15 protein-coding genes are annotated in these 15951 nt (G+C 38.4%); 10 read left to right on the top strand and 5 right to left on the bottom strand.

The window, feature by feature from the left end; genetic code table 11:
• Position 1 precedes the first annotated feature (1 nt).
• Positions 2-292 (bottom strand): transposase, encoded by a 291-nt coding sequence (locus tag NSS70_RS15640; RefSeq protein ID WP_063388766.1) that lies wholly within the window; start codon positions 290-292, stop codon positions 2-4.
• Between the two features lie 40 nt (positions 293-332).
• Between NSS70_RS15640 and NSS70_RS15635 the strand changes: the two genes are divergently transcribed.
• The 5 genes from NSS70_RS15635 (at position 333) to tnpC (ending at position 4241) form a co-directional block, all read left to right on the top strand.
• A protein-coding gene (locus tag NSS70_RS15635; RefSeq protein ID WP_339200028.1) for an IS3 family transposase occupies positions 333-1465 on the top strand; the annotation gives its coding sequence in 2 pieces (ribosomal slippage) (positions 333-564 and positions 564-1465; 1134 coding nt in all).
• Between the two features lie 177 nt (positions 1466-1642).
• Positions 1643-1729, top strand: coding sequence for an IS3 family transposase (locus NSS70_RS20900; RefSeq protein ID WP_445206428.1), 87 nt, complete (start codon positions 1643-1645; stop codon positions 1727-1729).
• Positions 1730-1922: 193 nt separating this feature from the next.
• Positions 1923-2249: an IS66 family insertion sequence element accessory protein TnpA gene (tnpA, locus tag NSS70_RS15630; protein WP_327848417.1), complete on the top strand. Its 327-nt coding sequence runs from the start codon at positions 1923-1925 to the stop codon at positions 2247-2249.
• Positions 2243-2599 (top strand): IS66 family insertion sequence element accessory protein TnpB, encoded by a 357-nt coding sequence (gene tnpB / locus NSS70_RS15625; RefSeq protein WP_048622526.1) that lies wholly within the window; start codon positions 2243-2245, stop codon positions 2597-2599. The genes tnpA and tnpB overlap by 7 nt, the downstream gene beginning before the upstream one ends.
• A gap of 64 nt (positions 2600-2663) precedes the next feature.
• Entirely contained in the window at positions 2664-4241 is a 1578-nt protein-coding gene (gene tnpC, locus NSS70_RS15620; RefSeq protein WP_445290583.1) for an IS66 family transposase, read from the top strand.
• Positions 4242-4457: 216 nt separating this feature from the next.
• Here tnpC and NSS70_RS15615 read toward each other — a convergent pair whose 3' ends face one another.
• A complete protein-coding gene (locus tag NSS70_RS15615) occupies positions 4458-8234 on the bottom strand; it encodes an AAA domain-containing protein (RefSeq protein ID WP_339197063.1) in 3777 nt (1258 codons plus the stop codon).
• A 404-nt stretch (positions 8235-8638) separates the two neighbouring features.
• On the opposite strand from NSS70_RS15615, the gene NSS70_RS15610 reads away from it, so the two are divergent.
• Positions 8639-8797, top strand: a complete 159-nt coding sequence (locus NSS70_RS15610) for a hypothetical protein (protein ID WP_339197060.1) — start codon at positions 8639-8641, stop codon at positions 8795-8797.
• Between the two features lie 32 nt (positions 8798-8829).
• On the opposite strand, the gene NSS70_RS15605 is transcribed toward NSS70_RS15610, so the two are convergent.
• Together NSS70_RS15605 and NSS70_RS15600 are read right to left on the bottom strand one after the other, a co-directional pair.
• On the bottom strand, positions 8830-9462 hold the full coding sequence (locus tag NSS70_RS15605) for an RNaseH domain-containing protein (RefSeq protein WP_339193220.1): 633 nt from the start codon (positions 9460-9462) through the stop codon (positions 8830-8832).
• A gap of 281 nt (positions 9463-9743) precedes the next feature.
• Positions 9744-11117 (bottom strand): IS1380-like element ISGsp2 family transposase, encoded by a 1374-nt coding sequence (locus tag NSS70_RS15600; RefSeq protein ID WP_327847978.1) that lies wholly within the window; start codon positions 11115-11117, stop codon positions 9744-9746.
• Between the two features lie 286 nt (positions 11118-11403).
• On the opposite strand from NSS70_RS15600, the gene NSS70_RS15595 reads away from it, so the two are divergent.
• The 4 genes from NSS70_RS15595 (at position 11404) to NSS70_RS15580 (ending at position 13756) form a co-directional block, all read left to right on the top strand.
• A complete protein-coding gene (locus NSS70_RS15595) occupies positions 11404-12606 on the top strand; it encodes a transposase (protein ID WP_339192838.1) in 1203 nt (400 codons plus the stop codon).
• A 273-nt stretch (positions 12607-12879) separates the two neighbouring features.
• The gene (locus NSS70_RS15590) at positions 12880-13050 is read left to right on the top strand and encodes a hypothetical protein (RefSeq protein WP_339193219.1); all 171 of its coding nucleotides are present in this window, start codon (positions 12880-12882) and stop codon (positions 13048-13050) included.
• Positions 13022-13345 (top strand): hypothetical protein, encoded by a 324-nt coding sequence (locus NSS70_RS15585; RefSeq protein WP_339193218.1) that lies wholly within the window; start codon positions 13022-13024, stop codon positions 13343-13345. The genes NSS70_RS15590 and NSS70_RS15585 overlap by 29 nt, the downstream gene beginning before the upstream one ends.
• Before the next feature lie 87 nt (positions 13346-13432).
• A complete protein-coding gene (locus NSS70_RS15580) occupies positions 13433-13756 on the top strand; it encodes a hypothetical protein (protein WP_340881918.1) in 324 nt (107 codons plus the stop codon).
• A gap of 1421 nt (positions 13757-15177) precedes the next feature.
• Here the strand turns inward: NSS70_RS15580 and rpsD are convergent.
• Entirely contained in the window at positions 15178-15780 is a 603-nt protein-coding gene (gene rpsD, locus NSS70_RS15575; RefSeq protein ID WP_063387361.1) for a 30S ribosomal protein S4, read from the bottom strand.
• Positions 15781-15951 lie beyond the last annotated feature (171 nt).

The raw sequence follows: 15951 nt of genomic DNA, 5'->3' as shown, positions 1-15951 counted from the left end.
TTTACCGATGGTCTTTCGCGAAGAAGTGCATCGCCTTTTTTAAGATGGAGTTTTCCTCCTCCAGATCCCGAATACGTTTCTTCAGTTCACGAACTTCGTGGTCTTCGGATCGAAACGTTTGGGTTTCTGTTATTTCAGGTTCTTGCTTATATTTTTTCATCCAGCCGTGAAGAGTATTTTCGTTAATTTTGAGCTCACGAGCCACTTGTGCAACGGATTTCGCTTCCTCCAAAATATAACGAACAGTTTGACGCTTAAAGTCTTCCTCGTACCGCCTTTGTTTTTTTGTCATGTAGACACCTCATTTTTCAGTCTATTATTACTATAATAATCTGTGTCTACTTTTTAGTCTAACATCAGATAAGTCCATCGCCCAAGTGGCAAAAGAGTTGGGGTTGGCTTACAACACTCTTCACCGTTGGGTTAAAGAATACAAAGAAAGCAATGGAACGAGTTTTGTAGGTTCAGGCAACATCAAACCACAAAATCAAGAAATCATCGAATTACGCCGTCGCAATCAAGAGTTGGAGGAGGAATTAGCCATCCTAAAAAAGGCGTTAGGCATCTTCACCAGAAACCAGAAGTCATTTACGCCTTCATTTTTCAACACCGAAATGAATTTCTTGTTGTGAAGATGTGTCAAGTGCTCGGTGTTTCAAGAAGTGAGGATTACGCCTGGCTTAAGCGGGCGAAAAGTAAACAGAAAGAACAAAAAGAACAACTCACTCAACAGATTCGAAATGAGTATCTAAAGTCCCGTAAGATTTATGGAAGTCCGAAAATTATGCAAGAACTACGTAAACAAGGGATTCGTGTGTCCCAAAAGACAGTAGCCCGAATCATGAGTGAAGAAGGATTGAGATCGATTACTGTGCGTAAATACAAAGCAACGACTAATAGTAATCATCCTTACAACGTATATGTCAATCTATTGGAACAAAACTTTCAAGCAACTGCTCCGAATGAAGTATGGATGGCCGATATCACGTATATTCCTACTGATGAAGGATGGTTATATTTAGCGAGTATCATGGATTTGTATACACGAAAAATCGTAGGTTGGTATATCGATACACGAATGACCAAAGAGTTAGTCATTAAAGCGTTACAACGGGCTTTAAACAGCGAAAAACCAATGGAACGAGTGATTCATCACCCGGATCGTGGGAGCCAATATGCTTCGAATAACTATCAGCAGCTTTTACAGGAACATCATTTTCAAGTGAGCATGTCGAGACGTGGGAACTGTTACGACAACGCTTGTATGGAGTCGTTTCATAGCTTAATCAAAAAAGAGTGTATCTATCCGAATCGATTCCATACGCGGAAAGAAGCGAAACAAGCCATTTTTGAGTACATCGAATCCTTCTACAACCGAAAAAGAAGTCATTCCGCTCTTGGCTATGTATCGCCATGTGAATTTGAAGAAACATACTACGCTAATCAGAGAAAAGTAGCTGCATAGGTTCAGCTATTTCTCTCTGTTTAACGTGTCCGTTTTCTTGACATAACACCAATATTATACTAAATATTCAGGTGGTGCCAGGCACCTATACCAACATTATTTTACATATTTTCTTAATAGAAGTTAAGACTTGTTAAAAATTAATGAGATACAGAAGAAGAAAGATACCAACAAACAGTGAAAAGTATAGATCATGATTACATTTGGTATTATAATCACAAACGTATACAAGGGGCTTTAAGTTATCAAACACCGGTTCAATAGGCAAAAGCAAGTTAAATAACGAGCACAGGAGGGCTATGTTTTCTCCTTCTTATCTTGATCACCATTCACAAAAAGATAAGAAGAGAAAAGGAACCAGGGCGGTTTAACCTTGGTAAGCGTCAAATAAAACCCACATTCCGATCATAGGTCATCCGTGTGATAATCTTCTTAGAATGATTCGGGAGGTTTTGCCATGACCCTAAAAGAAAAAAGAATAGAATGGAAAGCACGATATGATGCCTGGAAAGAGAGTGGACAGAGTATAGCGGAGTGGTGCCGGGATCAAGGAATCAAAACTCACCAAATGTACTATTGGGTGAGGCAGTTCTCCCGCGGTGGCAGTTGCACTGAAACGCCTGTCCAGACGCAGTGGCTGGCTGTTCAGGTAGAAGAATCCTTGCCCTCTTCAGGTCAAGGTCCGATCTTTTTACACGTTGATGCGATCTCCGTTGAAGTACGGCCCGGTGCCAATCTGGATCTATTAACCGATGTGATTCGGGTGCTGCAACACCAATGTTGATGAATTCCCCGTTTGAACGTGTCTATCTGGCGCGTGGCAGTACGGATCTTCGCAAATCGATTGACGGACTGGCCGCTATTGTACAGGAATGCTTTGAACTCGATCCCTTTTCTCCGTGCTTATTCGTGTTTTGTAACCGGAAACGGGACAAGTTAAAGATTCTTCAATGGGAACATAACGGCTTCTGGCTTCATTATCGCCGTCTGGAAAAAGGGACGTTCCACTGGCCGTCGGAGAATGATACAGCGCCCATGTCTATCAGTTCACGCCAGCTGCGCTGGCTGCTGGACGGCTTGCCAATCGAACAAAAGCAAGCGCATCAGGAAGTGAAGGCACGCATCCTTCTATAAAACAAATAAATAAAAAAAGAATTCGATACTAGGCAAGTTGGATTCTTTTCCGTATACTGGACATATGGAAAAATCAGCGCAGACTTCAAAAGGCACAATTGAATATTACAAAGCGCTCAACGAAAAGCTCCAAATGGAAAAGGAAGAGTTGGAAGCGAAATTAAAATGGTATGAGGAACAATTCCGCCTCAGCCAGCAACGCCTATTCGGAGCTTCCAGCGAGAAGACCCATCCGGACCAGCTCTCCCTTTTCAACGAAGCCGAGTCCACGGCTGATCCAGCTATGGAAGAGCCCACCGTTGAGACGATGACATATAGACGCAAGAAACAACACGGCCAACGCAAACGCATGCTTGAAAACCTGCCTACAGAGACGATCGAATACCGTTTGTCTGATGAGGAACAGGTCTGTTCGTGCTGTGGCGGTGCCATGCATGAAATGAGCACAGAAGTACGCAAGGAATTGAAAGTCATTCCTGCCCAAGTGAAAGTAGTCGAACATGTGCGTCATGTATATAGCTGCCGTCACTGTGAGCGTCATGAACTGAACACACCTATTGTGACAGCGAAGATGCCGGAACCTGTTTTCCCTGGAAGCCTAGCGTCTCCGTCGTCAATGGCTTATACCATGACACAAAAATACGTAGAAGGTATGCCCCTGTATCGCCAGGAGAAACAACTGGAACGCTTTGGCGTGTCCATACCTCGGCAAACGCTGGCCAATTGGACCATTTATGGGGCTCAAACTTGGCTTAGCCTCATTTACGATGAGATGCATGAGCACCTCCTACAGAAGGATCGTCTGCATGCGGATGAGACAACCTTGCAGGTCCTGTCTGAACCGGACCGGCCAGCGACATCGACTTCCTACATATGGCTTTATCGTACCGGTCGCGGGGATACACCAATCGTCTTATACGATTACCAGCAAACCCGTGCAGGCAAGCACCCACGCCGTTTTTTGGACGGCTTCCGGGGATATTTGCATGTGGACGGGTATGCGGGTTATAACGTCCTCCCCGATGTGAAATTGGTCGGGTGCTGGGCCCATGCCCGCCGCAAATTCACAGAAGCCCTGCAGGCACTGCCTGAATCGGCGAGCACTTCCACCGTCAAAGCAAAGGAAGGTCTGGCCTATTGCAATAAACTTTTTGAAATTGAGCGCAAGCTTAAAGATGCAAGTCCAGAGGAGCGCTATCAAGCACGGCTGGAGCACAGCAAACCCGTGCTTGAGGCTTTTTTGTCATGGCTTAAAGAGCAAATGCCGCGCGTACTGCCAAAAAGCGCACTTGGCAAAGCGATCAAGTATTGTCGTAACCAATGGGAGCGGTTGGAGGCATTTTTAGAGGACGGCCGTTTGGAGATCGATAATAATCGCGGGGAACGGTCAATTAAACCTTTTGTGATCGGTCGCAAAAACTGGCTCTTCAGTAATACATCAAAAGGAGCAAGGTCTAGTGCGATCATCTATAGTGTTGTGGAGACAGCCAAGGAAAACGAGTTGGATCCATTCAACTACCTTAGCTATCTGTTTCAAGAGCTTCCCAATATAGATACGACAGATAAAACAAAATTAGCTGAATTCCTGCCATGGTCACCGACGCTTCCGCAGGAATGCCGTGTTCCTAAAAAATCTAAATAAAGCATACATGAAATCCCCATCTGAATACAGGTGGGGATTACTTTACGCTTACTAACCTTGATTCCTTCTACTCTAGCCGATTTTATACTGTCTACTTTTGGGAGCGCAATGCATAGGCACTTATAAATGAATTTATTGTAGGTGTTAATTTTGTAACTGTTATATTTTTTAAAATTATCCAATCAAAAAAGGCGTACCATATAGGGTACACCTTCTTTATGAAGAGCTATATTGCAATTGCTTTTTCAAATTCTCTTCTTTTATTATCTGTTTAATCATCTGATCGATCCGTTCTATTTCGGCAGTAGAATTTTTCCACCAGTTTCGGCTCCAAATTCTTGTGATTGTCCAACCTTTAGATTCCAAGAAGCGTTGTCTGTAAACATCTCTTTCTTTTGCTGAAGCGGAACTATGATACATTGCGCCGTCACATTCAATACCCAAAATATATTTTTGCGGGTTGTTAGGATGGACAACTGCTAGGTCAATCCGATATCCTGACATCCCTACTTGAGTGTCTACTTTATATCCTATTTTCGTTAGTTGATTGTATACTTGTTCTTCAAAAGGAGAATCAAACACTATATTTGTATTTTGCTTCTTTGTATTTTTGTTTTCGTTTAACTCCATTAGAATTCTTTCGATTTCTTCCCTATTTAATAAAGAAACTGCCTTTGCATATTCTAGATAACTTTTCAGCAACTTAGGGCCATCGTGCTTTGTATTAGAAACATTTAATTCATTAGGCTCAATACTAGATACTACATGGATTTGTTCTTTGGCACGTGTAATGGCAACATTTAGACGATTTTCTCCACCTTGTTGACCAAGAGTTCCAAATCGATTATATACTCTTCCTTCCTCATTTTTGGCATAAGCGATTGAAAAGATAATAATATCCCGCTCGTCCCCTTGGACGTTTTCAATATTTTTTACAAATAGTCTCTCATCTAATTCTTTAGCCATGTTTTGTTGATATAAAACAGCGAATTCTTTGTCTTCTTCAATGTTGCGATCAATAATATCAAGTATTTTATCTTGTTGTTTTGCATTGAATGTGATAATCCCTACGGATTTTGATGGGTCAGACTTAAACAAATTCTTTAGTAATTCAACTACAGCAATTGCTTCAACTTCATTACACTGATTGATCCATCTGCCATCGACTTTATGCCACTGAATAGCAGCAGGTTTTTTTAATGGTTCTACATTCGGTGCTATTTGTATGTTGCCATTATAAAAAGCATGGTTTGAAAAGTTTATCAGCTCTTCAGATTTTGAACGGTAATGCCATTGTAACATTTTTTCAGGTAATATTCTTTTTGCTAAATTCAAAAGGCTTTCTGATTCATCAAACTCCATATGCTCTTCATCATCTTCATCACTTTGAACTTCACCTTTAAATAAGTTGGAAGGTGGAAGCTGTTTTTCATCTCCAGCAACCACGATTTTCGCTCCACGATAAATTGAAGGTAAACCGTTTTCCACCGTACATTGTGAAGCTTCATCAAAAATGACGACATCAAATAAATCTTTTTCTAATGGAAAAATGGCTGAAGCCGTTTCTGGTGATGTAAGCCAAATAGGAATTACGTCAAGTAAACCATTTAAAGAGAACTGTCTAACCAATTTTCGTACTGGCCAGATCATTCTTTTCTTTCCAACTTGATGTTTTAATTCTTTCATCGCTTTACTATTCATTTGTTTAACATTTTGCATCCTCTTTAACAATCGATGCATAAGGACCTTTATTGTTAGATCCCTTTTTTGGATTAATAGTTCTTTAAAATCCTTACGTATTTTTTCAAACTCATCTGTCCCGATTTTTGTTAGAATAGGATGTTTTTTTTCAATTTGATCGATCCAGTGAATATAAGCTGATTGCCTTACAATATCAACCCATTCATCAGCAATCTGTTTATGAATATTATCTCCGGTCTTTTCTTTCAGCATCTCTATGATGGTTTTAATGAAAGGTAAACTTTCTTCATAAATCCGATCCATATTTCTAAGTTCTTCAAAATCTTGTATAACAAATTCTTGTTGTTGTTGAAATTCTTTTAATGGTATATCACCTTTTGTAATTCTGGCATTAAATTGATCAATTGCTTCTTTTGAAAAATAGGTTTTAAGTGTTTCCACTTCTTTAGACATTTTTTCTGAAACCATTGAAAGTTCATAAAGGATACGCAGACTTTCTCTTAATTTTGGCCACTCTTTTGATGAAATCCCTTTGAATTTTTCACCGTTTAAAAGTTCTTCAACGATGGTTCTTCCTGTAAAAGATGTCCACCACCAAAGTCTTAGTTTTTGCAAGGTTTTCTTTTCATTCGGATTTAAGTCATCGTAAATTTTTTCTAATTTATCACTAACAAGCCAGCTATATTCTGGAGTAATGTCTTTTTGATCAAAGGAATCCAAATACTCAATGCTTTTTTCTGCTTTTTCAATCACATTTTTTAATATTTCAACAATTGTTAACCGATCTTTTAAATCTAAATGTGCGAAAGATTTTCTATTTTTTAGAGGATAGCTGTTCGATCCAAACCGTGCATAATAACTTCCATATGAAAATATTTTCATTAATACATCTTCAAGATTATCTTTATTTAAAGAAGATAAAACACTTTCTAGCTCTAAAATTGTATCAATTTCTGATATTGGCTTTCCAAGTCCGTATAAATCATATGCCTTAAACCCGTGATCTTGAACTTCATATAACCCTTTTGCGATAGCATTCAGTTCGGATTCATATTTTTCAATTTTGGCGGAAACTTGTTTTAGCTCTTCTTCATATTCCTCAATCGATTTATTCTCTTCAAGTAAAGTAAACAATTTGCGATATAAAGTTTTTCGATCATTTTTCTCATCATGTAAAAGGGCTACATGAGAAGATAATCCTAACAAATCTAGACGCTGGTAAACGACATCTAATGCCGCTCTTTTTTGACAAACTAACAAAACTCTTTTATTTTGTGCTATGGAGTTTGCGATTAAGTTAACGATTACTTGAGATTTACCGGTTCCTGGTGGACCATGAACAACTAGTCCCTTCTGATAATCAATTTCTTCAATAATTTCTTCTTGGGATGCATCAGAATCTAAGACATAAAACTTTTCATTTTCTCTTTTTTCTTGTTTTTTATTTATTTCCAATTCGTCGTTTTCCATGGATTCTTCATAAAAATTCTCACCAACCCCCAAAAGCTCTCCTAATATTCCAAAATCAGTATTATAATTTTCTGCGAGTGCTATTAATTCATCATAATCTTTTAGGAGCGCAGAGTTACCTTGAGGAAAATTACCTAATATTGCTATATTTTCGAGTTCAAATTCGCCTTTTTTATATTGAGGTATTGTATCTTTCGTATAATTTTTGAAAGACTGTAAAGTGGTTTGATTTGACCAAAGAATGTTTAATGAATGATTTTTTAACCAAGAAATCCACTTTAAGAAATTTACCGTTTTTGCCTGTTCTTCAGCTTCATCAAAAATATCTTCTGTTACATTAATCCCGTTAAATTTTTTAAATGCTAAGAATAATGTTCGATTTAGTTGTGGATCCCCTTCTTCCAAAAATAATTTCCATTGAATACCGCTTGCTTTTGTTTTTTCTAATTTTACTGGGTATAAAAATAAAGGCGCTCGAATAAAAGTTCCGTCTAACATATAACCAGTTATGTAAGGATACCCTACATACAAATCATAAAGCCCTGTTTCTTCTTCAATTCCTTTAATATTGCGGTAAAGAGTTGTTAATTTATTAGATAAAATTAAACTATCTTCATTATTTACATCTTGTTTTAATAAAGTTACATTACCTTTCTGATCAACAATCTTTTCCAAAATCGTTTCCGGATTAATCTGATTAAGTTTATTAATAGAACTGATATCAAAAGCCCATTTATCGTAAAGTTTCAACATTCGTATAGATCGGTTCCGTCTACTTAGATCGTTAAGTCGATCTTTCAAATGTATAAGCTTTTGTTTCATACGATCACCTTTGATAAATTTTCTTAACTATTTATATTGAAAAGCATCATTTTTATACTTAAAAATCTATTTTTCATTATAACCTTCAGTATTTTACATTAAAAGACAAAATACGACTTTTATCAAAGAATTATTTAAAAATTAAAAAGTAAAATAACAATCAATGGAGTTAATATAGTTTTCCAGGACACATCTTAGTTAAGTCTCTACAATAAAATCGAGAGGATGTATCTCTGTGGAACGTAAACCAACAGGTAAAAATATAATGATACGTTTTTATCAGTTAGGTTGTTAAAGCTGATGATAAAATCGCCAATATAGCTGTGATAAAATTCCCCACTTACAATAGAACCATAGTGTCCATAAGAGGAGCTATGGTTCGTGATAGCGCGGGGGAATTTTTTGTGATCAAAGAAATGTTTGAGAAAGGAATGAATTGTCGAATCATGTCACAAAAACAAAAAGCAGAAGCCCAAACAGCTTCTGTGGTAAACATTCTTCATCAACTCAACATCATTAACGTAAACTCACCATCATCTTTTTTCTCTGGTCCAACGAAATGATTTATAAGCTCAGCTATAATGCCCTACACTATTCATGTTAGTTTTAAAAAAATTTCAATATAATCCTTTAAAGTCTCTAAACAATGCATTGGTAGCGGTAATTTTGTTGAAGCGTCATAGGTTAAATTAGCTCTTCTTAAATTATGGCACATAAGAGCTAAGCGATCCCTTTCTTCCTGTGAATGCCCCCCGCTTATAATCAATTCTACATTTTTTTGCTTTCCAATTAATTGATGTGGGATATCAACTTTTACAGCGTCATTTTTTGACTGTAAAGATTCCGGTCTTATTCCAATACTGTAGTAAACTCCTTTTTCATCTCGAAAAAGACCCGATTTTTTCGTAAATTCCTTCTTATCGTCTGTAATATCATAGTAAGGGACTTCCTCTGTAGTATTAATCCGGATTACTTTTATCCGATTATTGTACTTTAATAGATCACTTTGGAAAGGAAGTTCATAAAGGCTTACATTTTCGTTTCGAAGCTCGGCCCATTTCTGATTATAACGAAATACAGAATCTAGTAATAAAATGATTGTTTTATCTGGATATTCCTCTAATAAAAGTTCTATTTCTTGTTCAATCCAAGAGCGTATACTTGTTTTTACAATGGACTTTTGAATCGTTTCAGTATTTAGCGATATAATCGATTGATCAATCGGCAACCACCCTTTATCAATAAAGAAAAGCTTGTCAAATTTTATTTTAATTGTAAAATACTAGTTATATAGGTAATTATCCTGAATCCGTGATGAATTGAAATCGACTTTGATTTTGTTGTAATTTTGATGGATTGATAATCCATAAAACCCCTTTTATGCTTATGACCTATGTCATCTCTATTTCCGAAAATGGAACAAATCTCTTTTTTAGGTATACGAACCAAAAAAATAGACAAAAAAGCACAGGGAGTGACGTTGGACATCAGTTCCCGAACATTCGTTCGTTATCTTGCCTCTCTCCATTTCTGATAGACGTTCAGTAGGGGCTCGCTATAGCCACTCCTTCGCGTCAGTTTCATCCAGATCTGTCGTGATCGACGGACGAGTCGCCCTGCCATCGTGATCACCGTCTGAATAATCGTCTTGATGCGGCGGCGTTTCACTTTGTGGTGCAACGGATGTCTCGGATCGCTTAATAGATCTTGTCCAATCAGACGAAGAAGATTGTAAACGAAGGCTCCCATGACCAACACGAGCGCATTCGTTTTCATCTTCCCAGATGGAAGCCGCTCTAAATCTAAGTCGCTCTTCAGTTCGCTATGAAACTGTTCGCATGTCGCATGGTCATGATACAACGCGAGCACATCGCTCATTCGAACATGCTCGTATCCTTTGAGCCGCACCCAATAGCTTTCCACTTCATAATCAGGAACGAGCATCAGCTGTCCATTGCGTTCCATCGTCCGTTCCGTCACTTGGGTGACTTGAACGTACGTATACGTGTTTCCATCGATCGCTGCCTTCTGTGGAAGGCATAGCTCATAGGTTTGTACTCCTTCGCTTTGTCCATCATCGACACGTTTGCCCTTTTGCGAAGCGATCTGGAACCAAAGCGCTGTCGATTCTCGGCGTAAGTTTCGCTTGATGACAAAGTCCACGTCTTCCTTTAGGCATACGTGCACATTCGCTTCTGCATCGTTTCCTGCATCCATGCGAACAAGCAGACGAGATGAAGTCAGTTGACGAGCTCGACGGATAGCGGTGACTAAAAACGAGGGCATGTTGTCTTGCACATGTTGTTTCCCTGGACGCAACTCGGCATGAACGAGATACCCTTCCTTCCCTGCATACGCAAACAACGGTGTAAAACCGTCAAATCCTTTATACGTTCGACTGACTCCTTCTTTTTTCGTATCGGAGTTGTCAAATGGGGAACCATCTATATCAAGGGGAAGCCATGTCGTCTTTCCTTTGGTCCAACAAGGGGACAAAGTGGCATGTCGTTGAATCAACAGACGTATGGACTCCTCCCAAAGAATCGTTTCGGTCATCGGAAGACAAGCGAGCTGATCGAGTCGTTGTCGCAAGGTTGGAGAGGAAGGCACGTGCTGAATCCCCATCGATGCCGAAAAGATATCGTCCTGACGATACGCTTCGATATGATCGAAATCCGTTTTTCCTGTGGCAAGCAAGCCAATCATCGAGCGAATGACATCGCTATGGGAAATGTGCACTTCTCGACGAACCGTTGGAAGCCGAAGTGCGTTTACCCGTTTATCCAGTTTCGTTCGATGGAGTAAGTAGCCAACGAGAGCAAGCCCAGCACTTGGGGTAATCGCTTCATCTGTCAATACAAACCGAATCGGGAAATCTTTCATCACATCACCTACTTGATGAAGAATCGTCAACGTCGTTTTCCCTTATCGTATCAACGGTTTGCGACCATTGTAAAGATGTTTTGTCACGGATTCAGGTAATTATATGAAAATTAAAAATATTTGTTTGGTTTCATTGCACTTTTTTGCCCTTATTTTTATGAGCATTTTGCAGATTTTTTAACCCAAGAGTGACAAGGTTTTTAACGAAATAAAAAAGGACTTCACCCCTAAAATGTAGAATTTTTGAAGTGACGAAACCACAAAAATTCAAAAGGAGGAAGTCACTTTGTATATTCTACAAGAAAGCCTATTTTCCTTTGAAGAACTGCAAAAATTAGAGTCAAAAGAGAAATTACCTATCTTTTTTAGCTCGCTTGATTTACGCCCTTATGCTAAACAGTTGAGAAGTTCTTCACCCCGAGGGGCTGACGGTCATTCCAGAGAAGGGATTCTAAGAGCTCTCATCGCTGCCCCACTCGAAGGCATCGACACCTTTACCGCCCTTCATCATCGATTGGATAAAGACCTTCGTTTCCGTTATCAATGCGGTTTATCGATTGATCGCCCCGCACCGTCTATCTCCACTCTCAGCCGGGTTTTTGCGGCACTTACCAAAAAAAAGCTGGCTGAAAAGATCTTCCTTGACTTGGTACAGTTAGCTCAGGAGGAAGGAATAATTGACGGCAGCCACCAGGCCATCGACAGTGCCGCCATTGATGCCTATGAAAAGAAACAGCCCAAAAAGCGTAGTGAACAAACGGGTAATGCCAATTGGGGCGCAAAATATGATTCCTTCGGCAATAAAATTACCTGGTTTGGCTATAAGATGCATCTTTCAGTCGATACCGCAAGCGAACTGCCAATAGCCATAAAAGTAACCCCTGCCCATGTGAACGATGGAGAAGTCGCACCAGAATTAATAGAGCAAGTGGCAGAGCGTACCAAATCCAAAATTGAATTTCTGATCATGGATGGCGGATATGACCAACTAAAAAACTATGAATCAGCCAAAAACATTGGAGCGCAAGCCATTATCCCGCTCAATTTGCGCAACGAAAAAGAGCCTCCTGAAGGGATTTCTTCCAATGGAACTCCGCGTTGTTCCATGGGTTATGAAATGACTTATTGGGGAGCTGATAAGGACCAGCTCAAGTTCAGATGTCCTCACGCAACCGGCAAAGTGGATTGCCCATTAGGAATGGCAGCCTGTTCATCTTCCAACTATGGAATGGTGGTAAAAGTCGACATCAAAAAGGATGTGCGCCGATATTCCAATCCGCACCGTGATACAAAACGTTGGAAAGAGCTTTACAACGAGAGGACAAGTGTAGAACGCTGTAATTCAAGAATGAAAAGCTACCTTACGGCGAACTCCCTACATGTATGGGGAATTGAAAAAGTAAAGACCCATATTTACCTGAACGCTATTGTATTACTTGTTTCAGCGCTAGCGATGGCAAAGGAAAATAAAGGGAAGAAAGCCGCTTAAAAAAATTCAATGTGAAAAATTCTGTAGGTATGCCCGAAAACAAGATTATTGTAATATTTTGTAAAATAACATGCTGGTAGCTATTTGCCGAGTGCTTTATTTTTTATACTTTTATCCAAAAAATCTAATTTTGCAAAATGCTCTTATACGAGTTTTCCAGTAAATGCACAAAGTAATCTTCAGACAATTATCATCGCCTGTATATATGACGAATTGCCCTGTGATTTAATTGAAGATTTAGAAACAGTTCCGACTGCGGAGAAGGGGGAAGAGGTGATCTCTCGGCAAGATGGATTTGAAGTGAAAATTGACATAGACGATCAAGAAGCGGGCTCGGAGCTATCGGTTTCTGTCGATGCCCCAAACTTAGAGAATGATGGAACACTTTTGTTTGTGAGAAGGAGTGTAGATGATTATGAATGTTATGGAACCAAGTGTTTATGAACCTACATATATATCCATCTTGTTAATCTTACTCGGTTTAGGTTATTTATTTTTAATAGGATTAGCTATTTCCAAATATCAATTTAAGATTTCCGGTAAAATTTTTTTGGTAATATCCATTGTAATTTATTTATTGGTCGGAGCTTATATGGTAGGAACAGGATATTATATCGATGAGGAGGCACCTGATGCGCTTGTTTTTCATAAATTTGGCTTTTTGGAATTAATCATCCTGTCCTATGCGTACATTTTTTTAGGACTTGCAGTAGGGTTTGGGAAAAGGAAAGAGAATTGAAATTGGAAATCCCCAAGGAATTTGGAGCCGTGGAGACGGGATATAAGGATGTAATCCATAATAAAGGAATCAAGGAGAACGATAACAATGAAAATTAGTGAATTGGCTGTTTACGAGCCATATTATATTTCAATTTTTTTAGTCTTACTTGGATTAGGATATTGGATGATAATTGCGTTAGTTGTTTCTAAATTTCGTTTTACTATATTCGGTAAATTATTTTTGGCAATATCCATTGTGATCTATCTCTTGGTCGGGGTTTATATGGTTGGCAAGGGGGATTATATCGATGAAAAAGCTCCGGATTCACTTGTTTTTCATAAATTTGGCTTTTTGGAATTAATCATCCTGTCCTATGCGTATATTTTTCTAGGACTTGCGGTAGGGTTTGGGAAAAGGAAAGACAATTGAATGTTAAATCTTGGATTTTTCAATATTCCACTTGTTTTTTCATAACACGGTTATGCAAAAAAGATTGGCCAAATTTTATGGTCAATCTTTTCATTTATCTATTCAAATACTTTTGTTGAAGAGGAAGATCTTATCGTTTTATTTTCTCTCCGCTTTTATTTCTTTTTTTAAGAAACCAGAACAGGACTGTAAGTGAAAATAATAAAATTGGTATATATCCAACTAACCGCCATGCGTTTAACGCACCGAGAAAATAATATGCAACTGGTAAAAATGTTACAGTACTAATAAGCATAAACAGCCAAGAACGATGGAGTAAACCAATTATAAATGTAATTATTGAAATAACAAATGAAGTTCTCCATAAGAATATAATCAAATTAAAATCATCCAATAAATCGTCCCCCCCTGCGTGAAATACTGTAATATTTAAAGAAACTAGGAGCTGTCCAAAAGGTCAGGGTTAACTGACTTTTTCGAGCCCCTTCATTTTAGGGACTTATCGGGCAGACCATTTTTTCTATCTTTTTATATCCTTCAGAAGTCTTATGAAGGACTTTTCTTATGCTCCCTCTTTCTGAATTGGTTCTTCAAAAGTTTTCTGACGGACATTCAGCACATACAATTTCTTCTTGTTGGGTTCATTGCCTCTATGAAGGACATTTACAAATTTATTCAATTATTTTTGTCCTTCACTGTAGTATTTCTCCAAACTCCTTCATTTTAGGAACTCATCAGGCAGCCCCTTTAAAAAATTGATTTCTTTCTCATCATCAACTTTTAATTTTAAATTTGAGTAAAGAACTAAATTCCTACCTCAAATTTTGCTTCGTCATCCGATGTATCAGCATCTATTTCATTAGAAGATCGTTAATCGATATTATTTCACCAGCTGTGAAAGCATTCGTTATTGGGATTTTACAAATAAATCTAATAGAATATTGCCGTATATAAATATTCTTCATTATGCACTCAATTCCTTTTTTGTTTTAAGAAGTGAGTCTTCAAGCTTTTTTCTGCAACGATATGGCATGCAGGCACAAAACTAAACAATTTAAATTCAATAGAGCAAATGTCCCGTGTATTTTATGTGAGTAAAAAGAATTAGTTAAAAATAGGGAAAATTTTAAGTTATAAAAACGTTTTACTATGCACATTCATTTTATGAATCGTGATAGATCTGAATGTACTGATACGATTTCAAGATTTCCACAGGCTCTAAATCTCATTTTGGTACTTTCGTGTATATAAAAATAATTCAGCATCTGTCCGCATTTTTATAAAAAGTAGCTCCAAAAGCTGCCCCACTTGCCCCAAAATAATACATTATGAAAACCTAAATTGAAACAAAAAAACCCTGAAATCCTTTCTTCTCAAGGGTTTCAGGGTTTTTAAATACTGAATTATACAATCTAATTTTATTAACGAGAGTAGAACTCAACGATGAGCGATTCGTTGATTTCCGCAGGCAATTCAGAGCGTTCAGGCAGACGAGTGTATGTTCCTTCAAGCTTTTCCGGATCAAATGTTAAATATTCAGGAACAAAGTTGTTTAATTCAACCGCTTCTTTAATGATTTGAAGGTTGCGGGATTTTTCACGGACAGAAATCGTTTGGCCTGGTTTTACTTGGTAAGACGGAATGTCCACGCGGCTTCCATCCACTAAAATATGGCCGTGGTTAACCAATTGGCGTGCTTGACGGCGAGTGCGAGCCAAGCCAAGACGATAAACAATGTTATCTAAACGAGACTCTAAAAGGATCATAAAGTTTTCACCGTGAATACCCGGCATTTTACCCGCCTTTACGAAAGTATTGCGGAATTGACGTTCGTTAACTCCGTACATATGGCGAAGCTTTTGTTTTTCTTGCAATTGTAAGCCGTATTCAGAAAGTTTTTTCCGTTGGCCTGGACCATGCTGACCAGGTGCATACGGACGTTTTTCAAGCTCTTTGCCTGTGCCGCTCAAAGAAATGCCTAAACGGCGGGAAATTTTCCATGTAGGACCTGTATAACGAGACATATTGCTCCTCCTTTTGTATTTTCGATTGTAAAATACAAACAGACTGATTCTCTCAATTATGCACATTTTGTTTTCATGTACCTTCGCTCCAGCAGCAGAGAGTTACACGGTACACCTCAGATTTGAGGAACAAAATGACATCATAATTGTCGAATCCTTAGGCTGCTATAT

The organism is Aeribacillus sp. FSL K6-2848 (assembly GCF_038004325.1).
In the GTDB taxonomy this organism is placed as follows: Bacteria; Bacillota; Bacilli; order Bacillales; family Aeribacillaceae; genus Aeribacillus; species Aeribacillus composti.
Note: the sequence above shows the minus strand (reverse complement) of the source record. Positions and strands in the feature narration are given on the sequence as shown.